The sequence below is a fragment of the Metabacillus sp. KUDC1714 genome (assembly GCF_014217835.1).
Lineage (GTDB): Bacteria > Bacillota > Bacilli > Bacillales > Bacillaceae > Metabacillus > Metabacillus rhizosphaerae.
Genome location: NZ_CP055263.1, coordinates 55844 through 77616 on the forward strand (window position 1 = coordinate 55844; position 21773 = coordinate 77616).

At 34.4% G+C, this 21773-nt stretch carries 28 protein-coding genes; 2 read left to right on the forward strand and 26 right to left on the reverse strand.

Annotated features, from left to right (window positions below):
• Nucleotides 1-57 precede the first annotated feature (57 nt).
• Nucleotides 58-1385 (forward strand): IS3 family transposase gene (locus tag HUW50_RS00230; RefSeq protein WP_185653558.1). Its coding sequence is split into 2 segments (ribosomal slippage): nt 58-427 and nt 427-1385, totalling 1329 coding nucleotides; the frame shifts between segments, so codons are not numbered across the junction.
• A 368-nt stretch (nt 1386-1753) separates the two neighbouring features.
• Here HUW50_RS00230 and HUW50_RS00235 read toward each other — a convergent pair.
• The 6 genes from HUW50_RS00235 to HUW50_RS00260 all read right to left on the reverse strand — a co-directional run bounded on the left by HUW50_RS00235 (nt 1754) and on the right by HUW50_RS00260 (nt 4373).
• A complete protein-coding gene (locus HUW50_RS00235) occupies nt 1754-2311 on the reverse strand; it encodes a DUF3892 domain-containing protein (RefSeq protein ID WP_066335455.1) in 558 nt (185 codons plus the stop codon).
• A gap of 30 nt (nt 2312-2341) precedes the next feature.
• Nucleotides 2342-2704 carry an HNH endonuclease gene (locus tag HUW50_RS27365; RefSeq protein WP_066335448.1) on the reverse strand — a complete coding sequence of 121 codons (363 nt, stop codon included), beginning with the start codon at nt 2702-2704 and terminating at the stop codon, nt 2342-2344.
• Nucleotides 2697-2906, reverse strand: a complete 210-nt coding sequence (locus HUW50_RS00245; RefSeq protein WP_066335445.1) for a hypothetical protein — start codon at nt 2904-2906, stop codon at nt 2697-2699. Before HUW50_RS00245 ends, HUW50_RS27365 begins: the two co-directional genes overlap by 8 nt.
• 62 nt (nt 2907-2968) lie before the next feature.
• A complete protein-coding gene (locus HUW50_RS00250; RefSeq protein WP_185653559.1) occupies nt 2969-3544 on the reverse strand; it encodes a hypothetical protein in 576 nt (191 codons plus the stop codon).
• Between the two features lie 89 nt (nt 3545-3633).
• Complete coding sequence (locus HUW50_RS00255; RefSeq protein WP_066335433.1) at nt 3634-3813, reverse strand: hypothetical protein; 180 nt, start codon at nt 3811-3813, stop codon at nt 3634-3636.
• Between the two features lie 164 nt (nt 3814-3977).
• Entirely contained in the window at nt 3978-4373 is a 396-nt protein-coding gene (locus HUW50_RS00260) for a hypothetical protein (RefSeq protein ID WP_185653560.1), read from the reverse strand.
• A 152-nt stretch (nt 4374-4525) separates the two neighbouring features.
• Here HUW50_RS00260 and HUW50_RS00265 point away from each other — a divergent pair, with 152 nt between their 5' ends.
• On the forward strand, nt 4526-4750 hold the full coding sequence (locus tag HUW50_RS00265) for a hypothetical protein (RefSeq protein ID WP_066335427.1): 225 nt from the start codon (nt 4526-4528) through the stop codon (nt 4748-4750).
• Here HUW50_RS00265 and HUW50_RS00270 read toward each other — a convergent pair.
• The 20 genes from HUW50_RS00270 to HUW50_RS00365 form a co-directional block, all read right to left on the reverse strand.
• On the reverse strand, nt 4731-4898 hold the full coding sequence (locus HUW50_RS00270) for a hypothetical protein (protein ID WP_157094435.1): 168 nt from the start codon (nt 4896-4898) through the stop codon (nt 4731-4733). The two genes, HUW50_RS00265 and HUW50_RS00270, sit on opposite strands and share 20 nt — an antisense overlap.
• Nucleotides 4899-5018: 120 nt before the next feature.
• On the reverse strand, nt 5019-5642 hold the full coding sequence (locus HUW50_RS00275) for a hypothetical protein (protein WP_066335422.1): 624 nt from the start codon (nt 5640-5642) through the stop codon (nt 5019-5021).
• 62 nt (nt 5643-5704) lie between these two features.
• A complete protein-coding gene (locus HUW50_RS00280) occupies nt 5705-5896 on the reverse strand; it encodes a hypothetical protein (protein WP_066335420.1) in 192 nt (63 codons plus the stop codon).
• Between the two features lie 92 nt (nt 5897-5988).
• Complete coding sequence (locus HUW50_RS00285; RefSeq protein WP_185653561.1) at nt 5989-6234, reverse strand: hypothetical protein; 246 nt, start codon at nt 6232-6234, stop codon at nt 5989-5991.
• Between the two features lie 226 nt (nt 6235-6460).
• Nucleotides 6461-6781: a hypothetical protein gene (locus HUW50_RS00290; protein ID WP_185653562.1), complete on the reverse strand. Its 321-nt coding sequence runs from the start codon at nt 6779-6781 to the stop codon at nt 6461-6463.
• A gap of 304 nt (nt 6782-7085) precedes the next feature.
• Nucleotides 7086-7499 carry a hypothetical protein gene (locus tag HUW50_RS00295; RefSeq protein ID WP_157094434.1) on the reverse strand — a complete coding sequence of 138 codons (414 nt, stop codon included), beginning with the start codon at nt 7497-7499 and terminating at the stop codon, nt 7086-7088.
• A gap of 25 nt (nt 7500-7524) precedes the next feature.
• The gene (locus HUW50_RS00300; protein WP_066335402.1) at nt 7525-8316 is read right to left on the reverse strand and encodes a hypothetical protein; all 792 of its coding nucleotides are present in this window, start codon (nt 8314-8316) and stop codon (nt 7525-7527) included.
• Between the two features lie 467 nt (nt 8317-8783).
• A complete protein-coding gene (locus tag HUW50_RS26915; protein ID WP_232329056.1) occupies nt 8784-8933 on the reverse strand; it encodes a site-specific integrase in 150 nt (49 codons plus the stop codon).
• A 196-nt stretch (nt 8934-9129) separates the two neighbouring features.
• The gene (spo0A, locus tag HUW50_RS00310; protein ID WP_066335384.1) at nt 9130-9921 is read right to left on the reverse strand and encodes a sporulation transcription factor Spo0A; all 792 of its coding nucleotides are present in this window, start codon (nt 9919-9921) and stop codon (nt 9130-9132) included.
• Between the two features lie 304 nt (nt 9922-10225).
• The gene (gene spoIVB, locus HUW50_RS00315) at nt 10226-11464 is read right to left on the reverse strand and encodes a SpoIVB peptidase (RefSeq protein ID WP_066335539.1); all 1239 of its coding nucleotides are present in this window, start codon (nt 11462-11464) and stop codon (nt 10226-10228) included.
• A gap of 255 nt (nt 11465-11719) precedes the next feature.
• Nucleotides 11720-13420, reverse strand: a complete 1701-nt coding sequence (gene recN, locus HUW50_RS00320) for a DNA repair protein RecN (RefSeq protein ID WP_066335380.1) — start codon at nt 13418-13420, stop codon at nt 11720-11722.
• Nucleotides 13421-13473: 53 nt separating this feature from the next.
• Nucleotides 13474-13923: a transcriptional regulator AhrC/ArgR gene (gene ahrC, locus HUW50_RS00325; protein ID WP_066335377.1), complete on the reverse strand. Its 450-nt coding sequence runs from the start codon at nt 13921-13923 to the stop codon at nt 13474-13476.
• Nucleotides 13924-14193: 270 nt separating this feature from the next.
• A complete protein-coding gene (locus HUW50_RS00330) occupies nt 14194-15045 on the reverse strand; it encodes a TlyA family RNA methyltransferase (protein ID WP_185653563.1) in 852 nt (283 codons plus the stop codon).
• On the reverse strand, nt 15042-16943 hold the full coding sequence (dxs, locus tag HUW50_RS00335) for a 1-deoxy-D-xylulose-5-phosphate synthase (RefSeq protein ID WP_185653564.1): 1902 nt from the start codon (nt 16941-16943) through the stop codon (nt 15042-15044). The genes HUW50_RS00330 and dxs overlap by 4 nt, the downstream gene beginning before the upstream one ends.
• A gap of 325 nt (nt 16944-17268) precedes the next feature.
• A complete protein-coding gene (locus HUW50_RS00340; protein ID WP_260445635.1) occupies nt 17269-18153 on the reverse strand; it encodes a polyprenyl synthetase family protein in 885 nt (294 codons plus the stop codon).
• Nucleotides 18150-18401, reverse strand: coding sequence for an exodeoxyribonuclease VII small subunit (locus HUW50_RS00345; protein ID WP_066335363.1), 252 nt, complete (start codon nt 18399-18401; stop codon nt 18150-18152). The genes HUW50_RS00340 and HUW50_RS00345 overlap by 4 nt, the downstream gene beginning before the upstream one ends.
• Nucleotides 18394-19746: an exodeoxyribonuclease VII large subunit gene (gene xseA, locus HUW50_RS00350; RefSeq protein ID WP_185653565.1), complete on the reverse strand. Its 1353-nt coding sequence runs from the start codon at nt 19744-19746 to the stop codon at nt 18394-18396. Before xseA ends, HUW50_RS00345 begins: the two co-directional genes overlap by 8 nt.
• 94 nt (nt 19747-19840) lie before the next feature.
• Nucleotides 19841-20698 carry a bifunctional methylenetetrahydrofolate dehydrogenase/methenyltetrahydrofolate cyclohydrolase FolD gene (folD, locus tag HUW50_RS00355; protein WP_066335349.1) on the reverse strand — a complete coding sequence of 286 codons (858 nt, stop codon included), beginning with the start codon at nt 20696-20698 and terminating at the stop codon, nt 19841-19843.
• Nucleotides 20699-20731: 33 nt separating this feature from the next.
• Complete coding sequence (gene nusB, locus HUW50_RS00360) at nt 20732-21115, reverse strand: transcription antitermination factor NusB (RefSeq protein ID WP_066335344.1); 384 nt, start codon at nt 21113-21115, stop codon at nt 20732-20734.
• 265 nt (nt 21116-21380) lie between these two features.
• Entirely contained in the window at nt 21381-21764 is a 384-nt protein-coding gene (locus HUW50_RS00365; protein ID WP_066335536.1) for an Asp23/Gls24 family envelope stress response protein, read from the reverse strand.
• Between the last annotated feature and the right edge of the window lie 9 nt (nt 21765-21773).

Sequence of the window (21773 nt, forward strand, 5' to 3'; positions counted from 1 at the left end):
GTTTTATCATAGAAGAACCGTTATAATCAAAACAAATAGAGAGAACGGGGAACTAATATGAGTAAAATTATTTTTAATGAATTTCAACGTCAACAACTGGAGAACAATCCAAATGTCAATCATGTATCAGATCGGTCGATCTCTTACAAACCTGAATTTAAAATTGCTGCCATTAAGGAATACAAAAATGGCAAAGGGCCAACGGATATTTTCATTGAATATGGATTTGATCTAGACATAATTGGATCTAAAAAGCCTCAACAATGTTTAAAGCGTTGGAGAAAAACTTATGAAAAGTATGGTGAGGAAGGTTTTAAGAATGAGCTTCGTGGTAAAGGAAGCACTGGACGCCCATCTTCGAAGGATCTTACAGTAGAAGATAAACTAAAAAAAGCAGAGGCACGTATTGCCTTCTTAGAGATGGAGAACGACTTCTTAAAAAAGTTAGAAGAACTAGAGAGGAAGGCGAAGAAACAAAATTAACATTATCAGAAAAGTTCCAACTAATTGAGGCCACAATTCGTAGATATGGTCTAGTTAGAATGGTATCTTATCTTTGTGAATTAGCTACAGAAAAACGCAAAAGTTACTATGCCTGGCTTAAGGCTGAACCCAAGCGTATCGATAGAGAACGTAAGGATGTACAGGATTATAAACTTATAAAACAAGTCTTCGATGAAAAGAATGGTAAATCAGGTGGACGAGATATAAGAATGGTTCTAGAAAATGATTATTTCACTGTGATGAATCTCAAGAAAATCTATCGTATTATGAATAAGTTTAACCTAAAGTCAAAAATTAGAAGGTCAAACCCTTACAAACGAATGGCTCAGGCAACACAAGAACACCGGACTTGTCCAAATATCCTGAATCGAAATTTCGTACATAGTGAGCCTGGTAAAGTGTTACTTACTGACATCACCTATCTTTATTTAGAAAATGGCATACCTGTATATTTGTCATGTGTTAAAGACGGTTCAACACGTGAAATCTTGGCCTACTATCTCTCGACAACATTAGAAATGCGACTTGTTTATCGAACACTTGATAACTTAATTAATGCCTTGGACGGGAACGTCCACCCAGAAGCCATACTCCATTCTGATCAAGGATTTCACTATACAAATCCAGAATATCGAAAAAAAGTTAAGAAACTTGGGTTTATTCAATCTATGTCTCGTAAAGGAAACTGTTGGGATAACGCACCAATAGAATCATTCTTTGGCCATTTAAAAGATGAGATTGATGCTTCTTCATGTCAAACACTCACAGAATTAAAAGGGGTAATTGAAGATTATATGGTCTACTATAATACTTACCGATATCAATGGGGATTAAAAAAGATGGCCCCGGAACAATACCGAAGCCACCTATTAAGTGCATAAAGGTCTTTTTATAAACTGTCTATTTTTAAGGGTACAGATCAGACTCGAAGTTGCTTCGTTTTTTATACAGTGTAGTAAGTTGAATTTATTTTAGCTCCATCATCAAACATATCAACCATTTTAATTTTCCTTTGATCTCTACGATTCAAAACTTTTAATACTTCAATTTCTTTATAATTAAATCGTCTGGAAATCTCCCTAAAATTTAATGGTTTTGTTTCACTTTTTATAAATTAAAAATCTCTTTTTCCATAATTTATTCCCCTTAAAACTTTATAGAAGGAATATAGCATGAATACCTTAATAGGTATAGTTACATGTAATCAGACTTACTGCGGAATTTTATCCAAAACTGTTATTAATCTAATTTACGGATTTAAATTATTTGAAGTGTCACCATCTGGATTACTTCTAATGTAGGGTTCTATATAAGAACCACCACGAAAGTGTCCTTCAACTTCATGTATACCAGGATTATTGTAATCTCCCGGTCCCCCTTCTACATCTGTACAATTACTCTGTCCATTTTCCATAACTATGCAATCTGGCTCAGGGTTGAATATTAAGTCAAAAAATGCTCCTCCAATACCAATAATAAAGAATAAAATTCCACCCATTATGATAAAGAAACATCCATATCCGGAAGCTTTCTCCATTACATCTTTATTATTTGTAAAGAGGCTTACAGTTGATTGGATTGATCCAGGAATAAAAAAAAGACAGACTATGCCAACTATAGTGTTAAAGATACCTCTATCATCAACGTTTAGATTCCATTTAAAGTTACCAAAGTATAAAAGAACTAAAAGTAAGCCTAACAAAAACAAGCTAAAAGCATTACCCATACTTTCATCATTTAATCCACTTTTTCTTAGTAATAGTAGACCTAAAAGAGCAATAATACATGCTATTAACAGAAATACCATTTTCAAACTTCCTCTATTCATATTTAATATTTACTTAATATTAAATAATTCTTCCCTACTTATCTCTCCACGTTCTGCCATTGAGTGATGGTATGTACACACTGATATAAGGTTGCTGTCATCTAATCGTTTACTAAAGTCCTCAACAAGAGGTACGACGTGATGTACTTGTATGTTAGTATAGTTGTACCTCTGCTGTGTGTTATACAGTTCCCTTAAGCATACCTGACACATGTGTCTATCCCTATCTCTTATGTACTTACGTTTGTTCTGCCATGCTTTAGTCCACCTAAACTTATCGGCCTTTGATATTACCTTCTGCTTGTTAGGCTTCTTATCACATACATACTTCCTATCGTGAATATCACCACAATAGACACATGATTTAAGCATTACCTGTCAAACCCTGTTCATGTTCATTATACCTTTCTTCCAACTTATCTAATTTCCGATTCACTCCATCTATTTGTTTTTGCATCTTATACATTTCCCACATGAATTGTAACTTATCATTCATACGTATAGACTCTTCAATACTCTTCTGTGCTGCCTCTATACCATTAGAAATGTCACCGGTTTTATCATACTCAAGCATTTAATCATCTCCGTTTCATCTAAATTTAAGCAAAATAAAAGCTCTCAAATTAATAAGAGCTTTTAAACATTTTCATCATTTTCAAGCAAAGTTTTTGATAACTGATCTGCTAGGCTTGAACAATGGTTATGCATTTCAGTCATATCGGAATCTACTTTCCTGCTATTATAACGGCCTAATACTATATGATCATCTGACCAATATTCTTCGATATAGTTTTTAAACGTAGCCCAAACAGAATCAATTAAAAACTGCTCACTCTCGTCAAAATACTTCCCTAAAAATTCGTCACTAAATTCATGACTTAAAGGCTCCTCTAACAATACCTTATAGCTAAATTGGTTAGTAGACTCCAATGTGTATCGTAATTTAACTGCTTTTTTCCACATTTCAGTCCTATAACGCTCTTTAAGTCTCTGGTGCTCTTGCCTTTGCTCATTGGAAATTGCAACAGCAAGTTCATGATTAGCTTCAGCCAGTTTATTTGTCTGCTGCGTAGCTTTCCACAACAACCAACTAAAAACACCTGTAACAATAATACCAATCCCTGTAACAACAACGCCTAAAAATGTAATAAATAAATCAGTTGTATCTTTAAGTCCAATTTCTTTAAGATAAAATAATAGTAAGTCTAACATTGCAATCTCCTTATTGAATGATCAATAAAAGGATACCATATTTTTCAACTAATAAAATAAAAGCTCTCAAATTAATGAGAGCTTTGTTGTTAAACTATATGTTTATTAAATATACGATTTAAATAAATTTGTTCAATTTCTTCAAACTGCTCTTCTTTACTTCTTTGATTGTTAGTTAGGATTAACATAATCTCCATTAATGTTTCTTTAACTTTCTCTAGAGACATTTCTTCATTAAATACTCTTTCAGATTTACTTTGAGCACTCATTATGAATCCCTCCTTTGAATAACAATTCGATACGATCATTAAGGAATCCTTCTGCTAAAGTAACTATATTTCTGTTAAATTAATACATTAATAAAACGAGTCGCTTTTTTGAATAGGGAGAATCGAGGCAAAATAAAAGCAGTCCTCGATGAAGGATTGCTTTATTATTTTTTATTTATACTATCAATAATCCTTTGCATTTCTTTTTGATTTTGGCTTGTGAATTCTCGAATATTTTTCAGTGGGTCAACTGGATTATTTTTGACATATTCCAAGAATAAACCACTAATTTCCTTCATTTTTTCTTCATCGTCAAGAATGGATGTTGTCTTTATTTTCTTATTTAAGATGTCAATTAGATCTTTTCTTTCCTCTAATGATAATTGATTACCTGAATTCAACCATTCTTTGACCAATTTATACATTCCCCATGGTTGTAAGCTTATTTTATCGCCTGTTCCCATCTCGTTTCCAATATCAACCTCACCATTGTCCTGAACACTATACCAAGGTGACTTACTGGTATTATAATTACTCAAATCTTCCTTGTTCCAAGTCATTTCCAACATATCCTCATCAAATATTTTTACAATCAAACATTCAACAAGTTATGTCAAAAGTCCTTTATTTCCACAAACAATTTACAATAAATTCAAATTTTCCTAAACTTAATTTATTATAATTGGCCTATAAACCAAAAGGAGTGAGTATAATGAAACGGGAATATAAAAAGCAAGGGTATCATTTATTTAAACGCATCATGTATTTAACTCTTGAGCAATATAATCGTCATCACATATATGGGAAGAATTCCAAACAAGCTAAAAATTCAATGAAACAGTTGCAAATTTTGATGGATCTACGTGATGAACATATAGAATCATACAAACGAGAAAGACACCCTAAAAATGAGTGTCTCAATCAGCTATTGTGTTAGTGGGATCTGTTTCTATTTCTTCATCTGTTGATTCAACTTCATCTGTTATTTCTTTATCTGTATCAGTTGGAATATCTTCATCAACATTATTACAAGCAGTAAACAAAAGAACTAACATCACTAATAACACAATTTTTAACCACTTCAAAATATCACCCTCAATGATTTATAGGTACAATATTTAAAATGGTCAAATTAATTAATTCATAAACACTAAAAGTCACTCAATGTCTAACTTACGTTACGACTAACGAGTGACTTTTTCTAATTATGTATTAAATTCACAAATTAATTTTTCAACATCTTCTTTATTATGTGATCCTTTATAAAATACGTTACCCGACTCAAGAGCAAGAAATTTAATTACATTAATTATTTCCTTAATAATCCATTGTTCACTCTTTGTTATACCTAAAGCTTTTGGTTTGAAGTGAGCAAATTCATTTCTGTAATGAATCATTTTTTTTATAGCTTGATGTTGCATATCTGTCATTTTTAAGACTTTGCTATCCAGTCTTTGAGTCATTATGCCCTCATCCTGACAATAGTCTAGAATATCCCAAATTGATAATAATTGACTTGCATTGTAATCGACAACTTGATCTAAAATTGATTCATTTTCTACTACAAATCCCATTTGTTCATAATATTTAACCGTTTCTTTTTTCTTTTGTTCAAATTTTGCCTTTCCTAATTTCATTTCAAGAACTCTTTCAATAGTAATCCCTTTAACAGCACAAACTCCAAAACCATATAAAGCACCGTGCAACGAAATCATAAGCCATTTAAAACAATACTTATCTTTTCTATTTTTATAATAAAATGCTGCTTTTTCTAAATAATCAATTGAATTATCTAATTCATCTGTATGTAATATAAATTCATCTCTCACTTAAACCACCTCATTACCACTTTAAGACAATGAGATGATTCAGTAAATATATTTTTATTTCCTTAATGGATTACATTCTGATTGAGAAGTTTTTTAAGCATCTCAAATTGAGTTTGAAGACTAGATTCATTTAACATACCTGCTGAAAAGCCAGTATCAAATCCAGCTAAAGCAATTCTAATGGACTTGTCTGAAATGCCAATATCTCTCAATGATTGTTCATAACACTTTTTTGCATCATCTCTGAAGTTCAATAACGTCACCCCTCATCTAATTTAATGATATCAAGGTGATGTTTATTGAGCTATGTATACAAGGCTATTTTCATTCAAAATGTGCTTTATATCTATATGTTATTGGTTCTTATTCTTTTATGTAATGTTCTAAAATAACCATCAATGTACTCATACGTTTCTTTGGTGTCTCCAGCAACCATAAAAATTTCTTCTTCTGCTGCTTCCATATCCCCTTCAAATAATTCCATTATGTAATCTTGTTTAAGTAAAGTTTCAACTATATCCTCTACAGCTACAGACATTTCATTATGTATAAATTCAGTGACACCATTATTATGTATATTGTATTTAATCATTCTGTTGCTTCTCTGTATGTATTTGAAAGTATGATGTTCTGCACCGATCTAGCCGATACACCTAGTTCAATTCCTTTTTGGCGATACCACTCTATTTTTGCACATGTACGATTCTTAAACTCTTCTCTAAGATGTTTAGAAATATCCAAAGACAATCTGACTTTATTCCAATGTCTGTCTCTAGAGTTCTGCTTATTTTGTTGGTCTGTAACCAATCTTAAATTTTCTAATTTATTATTACGTGGATCTTATCGATATGATCGATCTGTAAGCCTTGTGACAACCAGTAATCCTTTGTTACACCCATTGCGGAACTGAGTACAATTTCATACTTGTACATGGGAACTGGTTTACCTCCATTATCTGGAATCAGACGTGTCATTAAATATTGTCCATTATCCCCTGTGCCTTTACAGAACTCACTATCAAGCAACCACTTGCAACTAACTTTAGAATAAACTCTTCCTGTAGGTGTATGGCAAAGGTATTGCGAAAACCCAGGAACAGGTGTCATTTCACCTTTTAATAGTTCAAATTTTTCATTCATCTATATTTCCACTCCTAATAATTTAATTTGAGTGCAAACAAAAAAGACACCTTCAACCATTGGAGAAATGGCGGTGCCTCTCTTTTTACATCAGCTAATTATTGAAATGTGTGTCTCACGACATGACGTTTAAACTCCAATAGTTACCTAATTCACCCTCTCCCAAATGGATCAGGTAACTATTGCAAATTAAACAAAAAAAGACACCAACAAATTAATGTCAGTGTCAATTAAAGGAGAATAATTAATAATAAAAATTCGATAATTATTAATCTATAACTATAACTATCACCAGTGAGGTCGGTTAGACCTCACATATAGTAACAGTTGCACTAAAACTTTTCTTATCTTCCTTAACAGGTGTAGTAACAGTATTAAATATCACTTTCCATCCGTTCATTCCCATACTAATACCACTTTTAGCAATATAATCAGGGGCAATACTACAAAGCATATCGTCACCACTATAAATATTTGCATATCCTTTATCAGGTACAGTCTTTAAAGTGAATGATTTACCAATTAAATTATTTGTAATTTCCTTAGCTTTTTTATTTCTAGAAAGAATTCTCACCTTTTTATTCTTTACCGGTTCAATTTTATTTTCGTCTTGCTTCTCATACCAGTAATGACATAAGTATTCAGAATGCTCATTTTCAACATCTAAAATAGCATAATTTCTACCCATCGTAGATAAGACAGTATATTTACCATTCACTAAATCAGTACTTATTACAATCGGATTATCTAGGAAACTTGTTTCTTTCCTGTTTTACCTCAACTTGTTTAATAGTCATTTTATTATCTTTTACTTCAGCAATGCCTGCATTATTTTCCTTTGTATTAATACGTCCTAAATCATATAATACCGTTCTAAGATCTAACTTATTTTCAAGAGCATTATATCTCATACCTTCATAACAAACATCCCAGGCAAAGTCATAATTATCTTCTTGTCTATATGTTAATTCAACAACAGCAGTTGCTAAAATACTAAGATTAGGCTCAACTTGATGGCATAATAAACGATATTTCTTTTTAATTAGTGAGTATTTAGCTCGAATAATATCTCTTTCTTCTGGATCTTGTTTCATTTTAGCTTTATTTTCAAAATCCCTAACTTCATTATTTACAACTCTTCTTTCCACTTTGTAATCCTTATACAAAGGCCTTAATTTATCAATCACTTCATTAATGTAATTAAAATATGGTAATTGATTTCTATATTGGAAAATCTCTAATGGATTAATAATTGATTGATAATAATCAGGGTCAATATCCTTTAAGTATAAATCATCAATCTTATCCTTTTGTTTCTCAATCCATCTAACATACTGATTTAATGGTGAATCTGTATCACTACTAAATTCATCTCGTTTACCACCATATACCCAATACATATAATAAGGTTTCTTCATTCTCTTCCCATGCATTTGAATAGGAAAAGCAATATTAACGGCCTCACCAGTTTTAGCTGCATCAATTAACATCATTTGATATATCTTATTTATACTAACTACTAAATCAGCTTTCATGTATTCACCATAGGATAAAGCTAAATCTTGAAATTTCGTATTCCAGTTAGTTAAAAGGATTTTCAATTAGGATAGACTTATTTTTAAAATCAATGTTATCCGGACGTAAGTCACAAGACTCTCCTGCGCGTATGCCAGTATCCAAAATTAATCTTGTTTGAACCCATGACCTATAAGAATGAAAAACAGTAAGGTCAAAAGTATTTAAAACTTTTCTAATTTCTTCAACATCAAGCAATGCTTTTTGCTTTCTTTTTGGCTTAATATTTTCAATATTTGCTACAGGATTTATCTTAATTTCCCTTTCAGATTCTAAAAAATTGAAGAAAACTTTGATATTTCTTAAATAATTAGCTACCGTAGTCTCACTAATAGGCTTATTAAAGTCATGTCTATGATCAGGATGATTAATTTTCTTTGATTTCTCACTTGAAACGACTGTATATTTACCTCTTTCACGTCAATATTTAACATACTGTCGAATATTGACCAGACTTAACTTTGTTAATATCAGTGATTTTAATTTCCTTTTCCAAATAAATTAGGAAAAGTTTTAAAGTCTGTTCATAACTAGATAATGTTTTTCTTGATAAATTCTTTGAATCACAGTAAAGCATAAAGTTATCTAAATGATATTCAATCTTAGACAAAACAAAAGGCCTCCCTAATTATTGGATTAACCCAATAAACAGGAAGACCTTATATTAACCGGTATATAATTTAAAATTAGTTGGTCACTAAACTGTATTCGTTGGTCACTTGTGTCAGTGTTCCAACATTTATGAAGTGTCCTCATCCCTTGGTACGACTGACTTAGCTAGCTTTATGCTCTAAACGCAACTTATCAGCGACCATTGCGATAAACTCTGAATTCGTCGGTTTAGCTTTTGTCATGCTTACCGTATACCCGAATAAAGAGGAAATCGATTCAATGTTTCCACGGCTCCATGCCACTTCAATTGCATGACGAATAGCCCTTTCAACACGTGAAGCAGTTGTGTTGTATTTTTTCGCGATATCTGGATATAACACCTTTGTTATTGAGCCTAATAATTCGATATCGTTGTAAACCATAGAGATTGCTTCACGTAAATATAGATATCCTTTAATATGTGCTGGTACGCCAATTTCATGGATAATACTTGTGATGCTTGCATCAAGGTTTTTACCCTTACCATGAGATTCATTGGATGATCTAATTGAAGAACTAGCTCGTTTAATAAGTGGTGCAGCGTTTCCACTGACTTGGCGGATATGACTGGCTAACCCTTCCATATCGAATGGTTTTAAAATAAAGTATGCAGCACCCAGATCCACAGCTTTTTTCGTAACGTCCTCTTGTCCAAAAGCTGTCAGCATGATGACATTTGGCTGTGGACGATCCATTTGTCTTAACTTTTCTAATACGCCTAAGCCGTCTAAATGTGGCATAATTATATCTAATACTAAAACATCAGGTTCCTTATCTTTTAACATATCTATACATTCTTGGCCATTATACGCTACACCAAGAACCTCAATATCATCTTGACTTGAAAGGTATTCCTCTAATAAACCTACAAGTTCACGGTTATCATCAACTATACAAACTTTAATTTTTTTCACAAATCTTCCTCCTCAGTCTCGTTTTGCCATTATGTCTTATATCTATACACGATTATACCTAACAATTTCGACAATGTGGGTGTAAATCCTTTATTTTTATAAAAAAACTTTATAAATCGGAGATTATCTTAATCTCTCTTCAATTTGCTCCCTTTTTCGACTAAATATGCCATTTGACTTTTAGAGACTAAGGTAGTTTTGTCGAAAAATCTTTCCATTTCTATTTTACATAATTCCTCATGAAAATAAAAGCAGAAAATAAAAAAACTGCCAAGAAAGAAAATTTCCCTTGACAGCCTTTTCATTAACTTACTTTCTGTTTTTGTTTTGAATAAATGTCAATGCCTGCTTCATTTAACATCCATTCAATGTGAACACCGTACCCACTTGTTGGATCATTTACAAAAACATGTGTTACTGCACCGATTACTTTTCCATTTTGGATAATTGGGCTACCACTCATACCTTGAACGATCCCACCCGTTTTATCTAATAGTTTTTCATCAGTAATTTTGATGACCATCCCTTTGGTAGCCGGGAATTTTTGTGGTACTGAGCTAACAACCTCTACTTCAAACTCTTCAACTTTATCATTGTTAACAACAGTTAGAATTTTTGCCGGACCTTCTTTTACTTCATTCGAAAGTGCAATTGGCAATGCTTCATCATTTACACCATTGCTAATATCTTGATTAAGCTCTCCGAAAATCCCAAACGGGCTGTTTCGGGTAATGTTTCCGATTACTTCACGGTCTCCTGAGAATCGTGCAAGTTTTTCTCCTGGATTTCCGTTACTTCCTTTTTCAATGGAAGTGACTGTCGATCGGACAATTTGTCCATCTTCTACAACAATTGGTTTTTTAGTATCCATGTCAGATATAACATGTCCCAATGCACCATATTTTTTTGACTTTGGATCATAAAAAGTCATCGTTCCAATTCCTGCAGCAGAATCACGAATATACAAGCCAATTCGAAATGATCGATCATTTTCATCCTTTAATGGATATAGCTTTGTTTTTACTTCTGTTTCTTCTCTTGTAAGAACTAAATCAAGAGGTTCACCGGTTTTTCCTGCATTTTGGATAAAAGGGGTTACATCACTCATTTGTTCAATTTTCGTTCCATTGATGTTTGTAATGATATCTCCGACCTGTACACCAGCAATTTCTCCTGGTGATTTTTTACCTTCAGGTGTATTTATTTGGTGATGTCCAACCACCAATACACCAAGAGTATTCAGTTTTACACCAATCGATTGTCCTCCAGGGATCACCTTAAAATCAGGAAGGACGTTCACACCAATCTTTTTTACTGGAAAGCCAGCTAGGTCAAAAACAACTGCTCCTTCACCCGCTTTTTTCCCATGTACATCAAGTGTCTTACCATCACTATTTTTTTGAACTGTAAATGCTTCTTCTGCGTCTTGAGTAGCATTTACAGGAATCGAACTTTGCACGCTCACATGTTGTGACTCAAATACCGACATATTATTAGGTAGTTTCACGTATTCCTTCACTTCTTTTACAAATCCTAAACTCATGAGTGAAACAAGGAGAATTACACCAACTATTTTTCTGATTTTATCTGTCTGCAATAACTTTCACTCTCCTCGCTCCTAACACACACCAAAACTATATATGGCTACAGTTTTAATTTAGCCTTTTGAGCTCACATTTATAACTTGAATATCTAGAAAATTGAAGGTTTTATTGTAAGTTTTAAGCATAATTGAATAATTTCGGTTCAAGACTAACATATACAAATAAAAAGCTACCTTAATTGGCAGCTTTTTATGTTAACCTTTTGATGTATGTGCAAGTGCTAGGAGTTCTTTTGCATGTTCCTTTGATAGCTCAGTAACTTCAACACCAGCTATCATGCGACCTATTTCTTTAATTTTTTCCTCTTCAGCAAGCGGCTTAACACTTGTTTTTGTCCGGCCTGTATTCGTTTCTTTTGCTATATATAAATGAGTGTCAGCCATTGCCGCAACTTGTGGTAAGTGTGTTATACATAAAACCTGAGATCCGTTTGAAACACGGTAGATTTTTTCGGCGATCGCTTGTGCGACACGTCCACTAACACCTGTATCAACCTCATCAAAAATAATTGAGGTAATTCCTTGGTGCTGCGAGAATATGCTTTTCATTGCAAGCATTATCCTTGAAAGCTCACCACCAGAAGCGGTTTTACTAAGCTGCTTTAATGGTTCACCAGGATTGGTTGACAAATAGAATTCCACTTCATCAATACCTGCAGGAGAATATTTCAGATCATTTGTTGAAGTTCTTTTTTTAGCAAAGTTTACATCAAAGGTTGTTTTTTCCATATAAAGCTCTTTTAACTCACGATGTATTTCATCAATCAACACTTTTGCAAAATTTTTACGAATGCTCGTCACATTATTTGCTTCAATCGTTAGATCTTGAAGGACAGAATCAAGCTCCTTTTGTAGCTTATGTAAATGACTGTCACGATTTTTGATCGTATCAATTTCGTCTTCAATTTTAGCAGAATAAGTTAATATTTCCTCAACGGATTGCCCATATTTTCGTTTTAAATGATTTATTTCATTTAAGCGACTTTCTACAAAATTTAAGCGCTCTGGATCAAACTCAAGTGCTTCTAATTCATTCCGAACTTGATATGAAAGATCCTCAAGTAGATAATATGCATTTGAAATTGTTTCAGAGAGCTCCTTCAAGGTAGAATTTATCGAACCAACATCTTCTAGATTACTCATTGCATGTCCGACCCAATCTAGTCCTTTGTGCTCACCATGTAGTGAATTGTAGCTATTTTGCAATGATTCATAAATTTTTTCATAGTTAGAAATCTGAGTTTTTTCTTCCTGTAGAAGTTCATCTTCCTTTGGTTGTAAATTTGCACTTTCTATTTCCTCTAACTGAAATTGAAGGAGGTCAAGTCGATGTGCCATCTCTTGCTCATTTTCCGAAAGTTGGGTGATTTTTTTCCGGAGCAAGTCGAAGCTTTTATAAATTTCAACATATTCTCCAAGTGCTTGCTTTACTTTTTTTCCACCATATTGGTCAAGCAGTGTTAAATGATTCTCTTCATTCATAAGCTCCTGATTGTCATGCTGTCCATGAATATCAACAAGATACTGTCCTATCTCCCTTAAGATTGCAATAGTAACAAGCTTTCCATTAATCCGACATATGCTTTTGCCTGAAGATGATAAATCCCGTCTTAAAACAATCATGCCGTCGCTCACATCAATGCCAAATTCGTCACATTTCGTGTAGACAGGGTGTTTTTCATCATCTAAAAGGAACAACCCTTCAAGCTCTGCTCGTTTCTCTCCGTAGCGAACAAATTCAGAAGATCCTCTAGCCCCAGCTAGTAAATGAATTGCGTCAATAATGATTGATTTACCTGCACCAGTTTCTCCTGTTAACACTGTTAGTCCTTTTTCAAAAGAAACAGTTAACGACTCAATTATGGCAAAGTTTTTTATAGATAATTCCGCTAACAAACAAAATCACACCTCTTGTTTAATTTGGCTTATTTCGCATGTTTTTTCTAACTTTAAAGCATGTCCAAAAATCGTTCTGATATTGAATCAGTATCTTGTGAAGTTCTACATATGATTAAAATCGTATCATCTCCACATATCGTACCTAAAACCTCATCCCAATCAAGATTATCAATTAGAGCACCAATTGCATTTGCGTTTCCAGGTAGAGTCTTCATAACAAGCATATGGCCAGCTGAGTCAATTTTAACAAAGGCATCCATTAAAGCACGTTTTAACTTTTGTAATGGATTAAAGCGCTGATCGGCAGGCAAGCTGTATTTATAGCGTCCATCCATCATTGGAACTTTTACTAAATGAAGCTCTTTAATATCACGGGATACTGTTGCTTGTGTTACATTAAAGCCCATTCCTTTTAATAAATCAACTAATTCATCTTGTGTTTCAATATCATTGTTTGATATTATTTCACGAATTTTTATATGTCTCTGTCCTTTATTCATTAAAGCACCCCTTTTTGCAATGATGCATTTTTATACATTTTCTGCATGTTTATACCTTACATCTTATATTAAAACCCTTAAAAAGTACAGTTTTAATAAAAATCATTTAGATTAAACTGCATAAAACAATGATTATCGGGGCTATTTTGTCTTATAATGATAAAAAACTAATAATTCATAAGTTGCATGAATATCCAGATAATTTAGAAAAACCAAAGAGGATAGCAAGCTGTATTCTCCATCAAGAAAAAAACAGGATAATAGCAATTGCTAATTTTCCTGCTTTTCTTTGAGTTTATTCTCTTTTAGTTTTGCATGTGCTTCTTCAACAACATCACTAGCAGGAATACCAAAATGATTTGTTCCTTCCTCTTGCAATCCTTCGAAGCGAAGATGTAAAAGGAACTCGATGTTTCCATCTCCACCTGTGATCGGTGAGTATGATAAGTTATAAATATCATACCCCTCTTTTAGGGCAAAGCTGACCATGTCATTTAGAACAAGCTCATGAACATTTGGATCGCGAACAATTCCTTTTTTTCCAACTAGCTCTCTTCCTGCTTCAAATTGCGGCTTTACTAAAGCCACAATATCGCTATGTGAAACTAAAATTGTTTTTAATACAGGTAAAATAAGCTTTAACGAAATAAAGGACACATCAATCGATGCAAATTCTGGTAACCCTTTTTCAAAATCAGCAGCTGTAGAATAGCGGAAGTTTGTCCGCTCCATAACGACTACACGCTCATCTTGACGTAGCTTCCATGCTAATTGATTGTAGCCTACATCTACCGCATATGAGAGCTTAGCACCATTTTGGAGAGCACAATCTGTAAAACCACCTGTAGAAGAACCAATATCAATCATGATTTTATCTCGTACATGTAGATCAAAATCTTTCATTGCTTTTTCAAGCTTTAAGCCTCCACGACTTACGTAAGGAAGAGTATTCCCCTTTATCGTTAGTACAAGGTCACGGGAAACCTTTTCTCCTGGCTTCTCTAAACGTTCTTCATTTCCGTATACAATTCCTGCCATAATCGCACGCTTCGCTTTTTCCCTTGTTTCAAACAAACCGTTTTCAACCAATAAAATATCTAGTCTTTCCTTTTTACTGCTCATGATCTAAGTACCTTTTTCTCTTTTTCAGGCATCATTGCTTTAAGTTGGATAATAACATCTTCTGTTGTCATACCGATCTCTTCGAGTAATTTAGAAACACTACCATGTTCTATAAACTGATCTGGTATACCTATACGGGAAATCTTTGATTCGTAATAGTTATTTTCTTGGGCAAACTCTAGAACAGCACTTCCAAATCCACCTTGTAAAACAGCTTCTTCTATGGTTAATACAGGAATATGTTCAGCAAAGATATCATGAAGCATGTATTCATCTAAAGGTTTGATAAAACGTGCATTAACCACACGAATCGATTTACCTTGTTTCGCTAAGGTTTCAGCTGCCTCAACTGCCATTTCAATTGTCGTGCCAAAGGTAAGAATAACAGCATCTCTACCTTCTCTAAGAACTTCCCACGATCCAATCGGGATTTCTTTAAGCTCTTCATCCATTTTCACACCGATTCCATTTCCACGTGCATAGCGTAGCGCGATAGGTCCATCATTATATTTCAAAGCTGTATTAACAAGATGTTGGCCTTCATTTTCATCTTTTGCCATCATAAGTACCATGTTTGGCAAATGTCGTAAAAATGCAATATCAAAAACGCCTTGATGGGTTTCTCCATCGGCACCAACTAGTCCAGATCTGTCAATTCCAATAAATACGTTTAAATTTTGACGGCAAATATCATGAACAACTTGATCATATGCTCGTTGTAAAAATGTTGAATAGATTGCTAAAAACGGCTTCATGTTTTGGGTAGCAAGTCCAGCTGCCATTGTGGTAGCATGCTGTTCAGCAATTCCAACGTCAAACATTCGGTCCGGGAACTCTTGCGCAAAAGCTTCTAACTTAGATCCAACCGGCATTGCTGGTGTCACAGCGACAATTCGCTCATCCTCACGAGCAAGCTTAAGTACTGTATCACTTACAAGCTTACTCCAAGCTGGTCCAACAACTTTTGGTTTTAAGAAATCACCAGTCTCAATTTTGTAAGGTCCAGTGCCATGCCATGTACCAATTGTATCTGTTTCTGCCGGTTTATACCCTTTTCCTTTCTTCGTGATCACATGAAGAAGAACTGGTCCTGAGGTTTTTTTAGCATATTGAAGATTTTCAAATAAATCTTCATAATTATGTCCGTCAATTGGTCCTAAATAAGTAAAACCTAATTCTTCAAAAAACACACCTGAGACTAGCATATATTTTAAACTATCTTTCACTCGTTCAGCTGTTGACGCAAGTTTCCCGCCTACAGCTGGAATTTTCTTCAATAAATACTCAAGCTCATCTTTAACCCACTGATATTTTCCGGCTGTTCTTAGTCGGCCAAGAACATTGTGAAGCGCACCAACGTTAGGGGCAATCGACATTTCATTGTCATTTAGAACAACGATAATATCCTTTTGCTCATGCCCGATATGATTTAAGGCCTCAAGAGCCATGCCACCAGTTAGTGCTCCATCACCGATTATGGGAATTATATGTTCATTTGTTTTCTTTAAATCTCTTGCAATGACCATACCCATTGCGGCGGATAATGATGTTGAACTATGACCTGTCTCCCACACATCATGTTCACTTTCATTGCGTTTCGGAAAACCACATAGGCCTTTGTATTGACGCAAAGTATCAAATTCATTCGCTCTTCCAGTTAATATTTTATGAACATAGGATTGATGTCCTACATCCCAAATAAATTTATCTTTAGGACTGTCAAAAACTTTGTGAAGGGCAACTGTTAGCTCAACAACACCTAAGTTTGGACCAATATGTCCACCAGTTTCTGATAGCTTTTCAATTAAAAATTGCCTAATTTCCGCACTAAGTTTTTCAAGGTCGTTATTCGATAGCTTTTTTAAAAAGCTTGGGTCTTTAATGGATAGAAGATCCAAATGGATCACTCACTTTCGGGTTCAGTTTGATTCTATATTCGTGTTTGTATATAATTTGTTCTTATACCTTAGTCTTATCTTTATATTTTAACGTAAACTTCTTTTATTTGAAAACAATTTAAGATTTAATCTTAGCATCTAATACTTCCCTTATTAAAAGGACAAATATGTGCAAGCAAAAACTTACCATAAAATAGCTTTAATTACAATATTTTATGTCCATCACTGCGTGGAGAAGTTCTGAAAAATCGAGTAAATAGGACAAAAAACCGCTACCTATTGGAAACGGTTTTAGTAAAATCCTTCACACTTAATTTCGTCATGATTAATGATCCCTATTTGCTATTAAATCACACATTTGTACAAGTAAATTTGAATAAACAGATAAACTATTTAAAATCGTCTTTGCGTGGTCAATGTGATCATTAAGTTTTTCTTTTGCACCTTGCATCGTTAGAATGGAGGGATATGTTGTCTTCTCATTCGTCGTATCAGATCCCACAGGCTTCCCAATAACGTCTTCGTTCCCTTCAATATCTAAAATATCGTCACGAATTTGAAATGCAATACCAAGATGATAAGCATACTGACGTAGTTTTTCGATATCCTCTTCAGGGGCTCTCGCCAAAATCGCACCTGAAATGATGCTAAATCCGAGGAGTTTAGCTGTCTTGTTTTCATGGATGTACTGAAGTTCTTCAAGGGTTAAATTTTTTGCTTCCCCTTCCATATCAGCAACCTGTCCACCAACCATGCCTTCTGCTCCAGCTGCTTTTACTAGTTCTGAAACAACGCGAAGCTTGTTTTCCGATGAAGGATAAGGATCATTTACAATTAGAGAAAAGCTTTGTGTTAAAAGTCCATCACCTGCTAAAACGGCCATTGCTTCGCCAAAAACTTTATGGTTTGTCGGCTTTCCACGTCTTAAGTCATCATCATCCATGCACGGAAGGTCATCATGAATAAGTGAATAGGTGTGAATCATTTCAACCGCACAAGCTGTAGCTATACCTAATTTTTCAGTTTGTTTGTATGTATGAAGCAATGCTAAAACAAGAATTGGACGCAAGCGTTTCCCGCCTGCTTCTAATGAATATTGCATTGCGTCTTTTAATGTTTTTGGTGCTTGAAGCTTTTCAATATACTCAGGCATTGCTTTTTCAATGATTTGTTTACGTGAAACTAAAAAGTCGTTAAGCTGTATGGTCACGCTTTTTCTTCCTCCTGCAGCTCAAATGGCTTTAATTCCCCATCTTCACGTAAAATAAAATCCATTTGTTTTTCTACATGCTGTAGCTTATCATGACAAAGCTTTGAAAGTTCCATACCCTTTTGAAAGTATTCAATGGCCTTTTCAAGTGGTACATCTCCTTCCTCAAGCTTCCCAACGATTTCCTCTAACTGTTGCATGGCATGTTCAAAGGATACTTCCTTAGCTTTTTGCTCTTCCTTACTCATGAACGGATCTCTCCTCTATTCCCTGTACTTTACAGTCTAGTTGTCCATCTTTAAGTTGTACTTTTACCATCTGTCCTGCCTCAATTTGATTAATACTTTTAACAAGTTCTTTTTCATGATAAACAAGGCTATAGCCCCTGTCCATAACTCTTAGCGGACTTAATGCATTTAGTTTAGCAATTGTTTCATTAAATTGCGAATGTTTATAGGTTAGTACAGAACTCATTTCTCGATTAAGCTTTTTAAACAATAATTGATACGCTTCCATTGAGCGTTTCACTTGACCCTTTGGATGTACATTTGCTAGTCGATTTTTCACATGTGTGAAGGAGTCTTTTTTATGAATGATGGCCCGTTGTCCTTCTTTATTAAGGCGTTCAACAATTAAATCTAATTGTTGCTCCTTTTGTAAATAAAGCTGTTTTGGATATTTAAAGGCATAGGATGTTTGATAATGGTTTAACCGGTCTTTATTTGAGGTTATTTTCTCCCGCATGGTTCTTTTAAGCCTATTTTTACGTTCTAATAAGCGATCCATTAATTCGGAAAAATGAGGTACAGCTAGTTCGGCAGCACCTGTTGGTGTAGGAGCTCGTAAATCGGCTACAAAATCAGCAATTGTATAATCTGTTTCATGTCCTACAGCAGAGATAATTGGTATTTGTGATGCGAAAATTTCTCTTGCTACGATTTCTTCATTAAACGCCCATAGTTCTTCAATTGAGCCTCCACCTCGACCAACAATTAAAACATCTAATGTATTTAGCTGATTCGCTTGTTTTATTGCTTTCGCTACAGAAGCACCTGCCTGAACTCCTTGTACAAGAGCTGGTATTAAAATAACCTTTGCAAGTGGGTAACGACGATTGATCGTTGTTAAAATATCACGAATCGCAGCACCTGTAGGTGAAGTTATGACCCCAACTTGATCCGGATATTTTGGTATTGGCTTTTTGTGAACTGGATCAAAAAGACCTTCTTTTTGCAGAGTTTTTTTCAGCTCCTCGTAAGCTAAATACAGACTACCGATACCATCTGGCTGCATTTCCTTCACATAAACCTGATAGCCACCACTTTGTTCATAAACCGAGATTTCGCCACGGATAAGAACCTTCATACCATTTTCCGGTTTAAACTTTAGGGATTTATTGGCACCGGCGAACATGACGGCTTGAATTCTTGCCTTTTCATCCTTCAATGTAAAATACATATGACCACGACTATGTAAATTGAAATTTGAGATCTCACCCTTTATCCAAATATCGGTTAAATGAGGATCAACATCAAATTTACGTTTTATGTATTTCGTTAAGGCTGTAACTGTTACATATTTTATTTCACTCATAGTACAACCTCCTTTACTAAACTAATAACTTTAAAATGACTGAATAGGGACGGAGTAATACAGATCGTTTCTCCGTCCCGCTTTTAAGTATGTTTTATTTAGTACTTAGAAATTGTTTCGCAGATTGAACTGTATTATGAGCTAGCATCGTAATAGTCATCGGACCTACTCCACCTGGAACTGGTGTTAAGTAGCTTGCAACTTCCTTCGCTTCATCAAAAACAACATCACCACATAATTTACCAGTTTCAAGTCTGTTAACACCTACATCAATGACAACAGCTCCTGGTTTAATGTCCTCGCCTTTAATAAAATTAGCGCGGCCAACAGCAGCTACCAAAATGTCTGCTTCTTTCGTAAAAGCTGATAAATCCTTCGTTTTTGAATGACAGTAAGTAACTGTTGCATGTTCGTTTAAAAGAAGTTGTCCAACTGGTTTTCCGACAATATTACTTCTTCCAACAACAACCACATTCTTCCCAGTCATTTCTACGCCAACTGACTTAATCATTTCAACAATTCCAGCTGGTGTACAAGGTAAAAATGTTTCTTGACCTGTCATCATACGACCAATATTAATCGGATGGAAGCCATCAACATCTTTTAAGGGTGAAATTTTTTCAACAACAGCCGTTTCGTTAATATGTGCAGGAAGTGGCAGTTGAACTAATATCCCATGGTATTCATCATTATTGTTGTAGTGCTCAATTACATCAAGCAATTCTTTTTCTGTAAAAGATTCAGGGAAATTTTCTAATTTAAAGCCAACACCGATTTCCTCAGATGCCTTTTGTTTCCCTCTAATATAGGAAAGTGAAGCAGGGTTGTCCCCTACTAAAATAACGACTAGCTTTGGTAATAAGCCTTTTGCTTTAATTTGTTCCACTTCTTTTGCTAATTCACTTCGTTTTGTTTTTGATAATTCTTTTCCATCAATAATAGTTGCAGTCATTTCTAATTCCTCCTCAAACTTTGCATTACCTCTTTACAGGCCTTTTTTGATTTTAGAAAGGACACCATTGACGAATTTACTAGAATGATCATCCCCAAACGCTTTTGCTAGTTCCACTGCTTCATCTAATGTTACATTTGCTGGAACTTCCTCATATTTTAGCTCATAAGCAGCCATACGTAAGATCGTTTTATCGATATTCGCTAAGCGATCAATTGTCCAATTAACTAGGTGAGGCGTAATTAACTCGTCTAGCTCCTTTTCGTGTTCGATTGTTCCGAAAACAAGACTGTTCATAAATTGATCTGGAGTCTCCTCGTCTAGTACATGCTCAATTGCTTCATTTGGTTCTATATTACTAACATTCACTTGAAATAGCGCCTGTAGTGCCTTTTCTCTTGCTGTTCTTCGTTTCATTCTTTACTTGCTCCTTTAATGTTTAAAAGTCGAATGTCATAAAGTGATCATACCATATCCAACTGTCAGATTCATGCCGAAAATCGATTGTTTTTATGTATTTCCGAATGAAAAGGCTTTATTTTTATAAAACATTCGTGGTTTATTTTATTTCTATAATAACAATATAACCAGTCGCCTGAAAATCTATAAACACTTTCAAAAACAAAAGAAAACCAAAGGGGCCAACCCTCTGGTTTTGCTCTTGATCAAAGATTAATTCAAATTACATTTCTTGATCAACTTCAACTTCTTGTGTACGTGATTCGAATTGAATTCCCACAACATGTATGTTTACTTCATTAACTTCTAAAGCTGTCATGTTCAGTAAAGCTTGACGGATGTTATCCTGAATTTTTTGTGCCACAGTAGGAATAGATACACCAAAAATCATGACACAATAAACTTCGATAACGATGCCTTCTTCAGTAAGTTCAACTTTTACACCCTTACCGTGATTTTTCTTACCCAATCGCTCAACTACTCCTGCTGCAAAGTTTCCACGCATTGACGCAACACCTTCTATTTCTGATGCTGCAATACCTGCAATGACTTCTATTACTTCTGGAGCAATCTCTACTTTGCCTAAACCGTTATAATCTTGATTCATTTCTAAAAC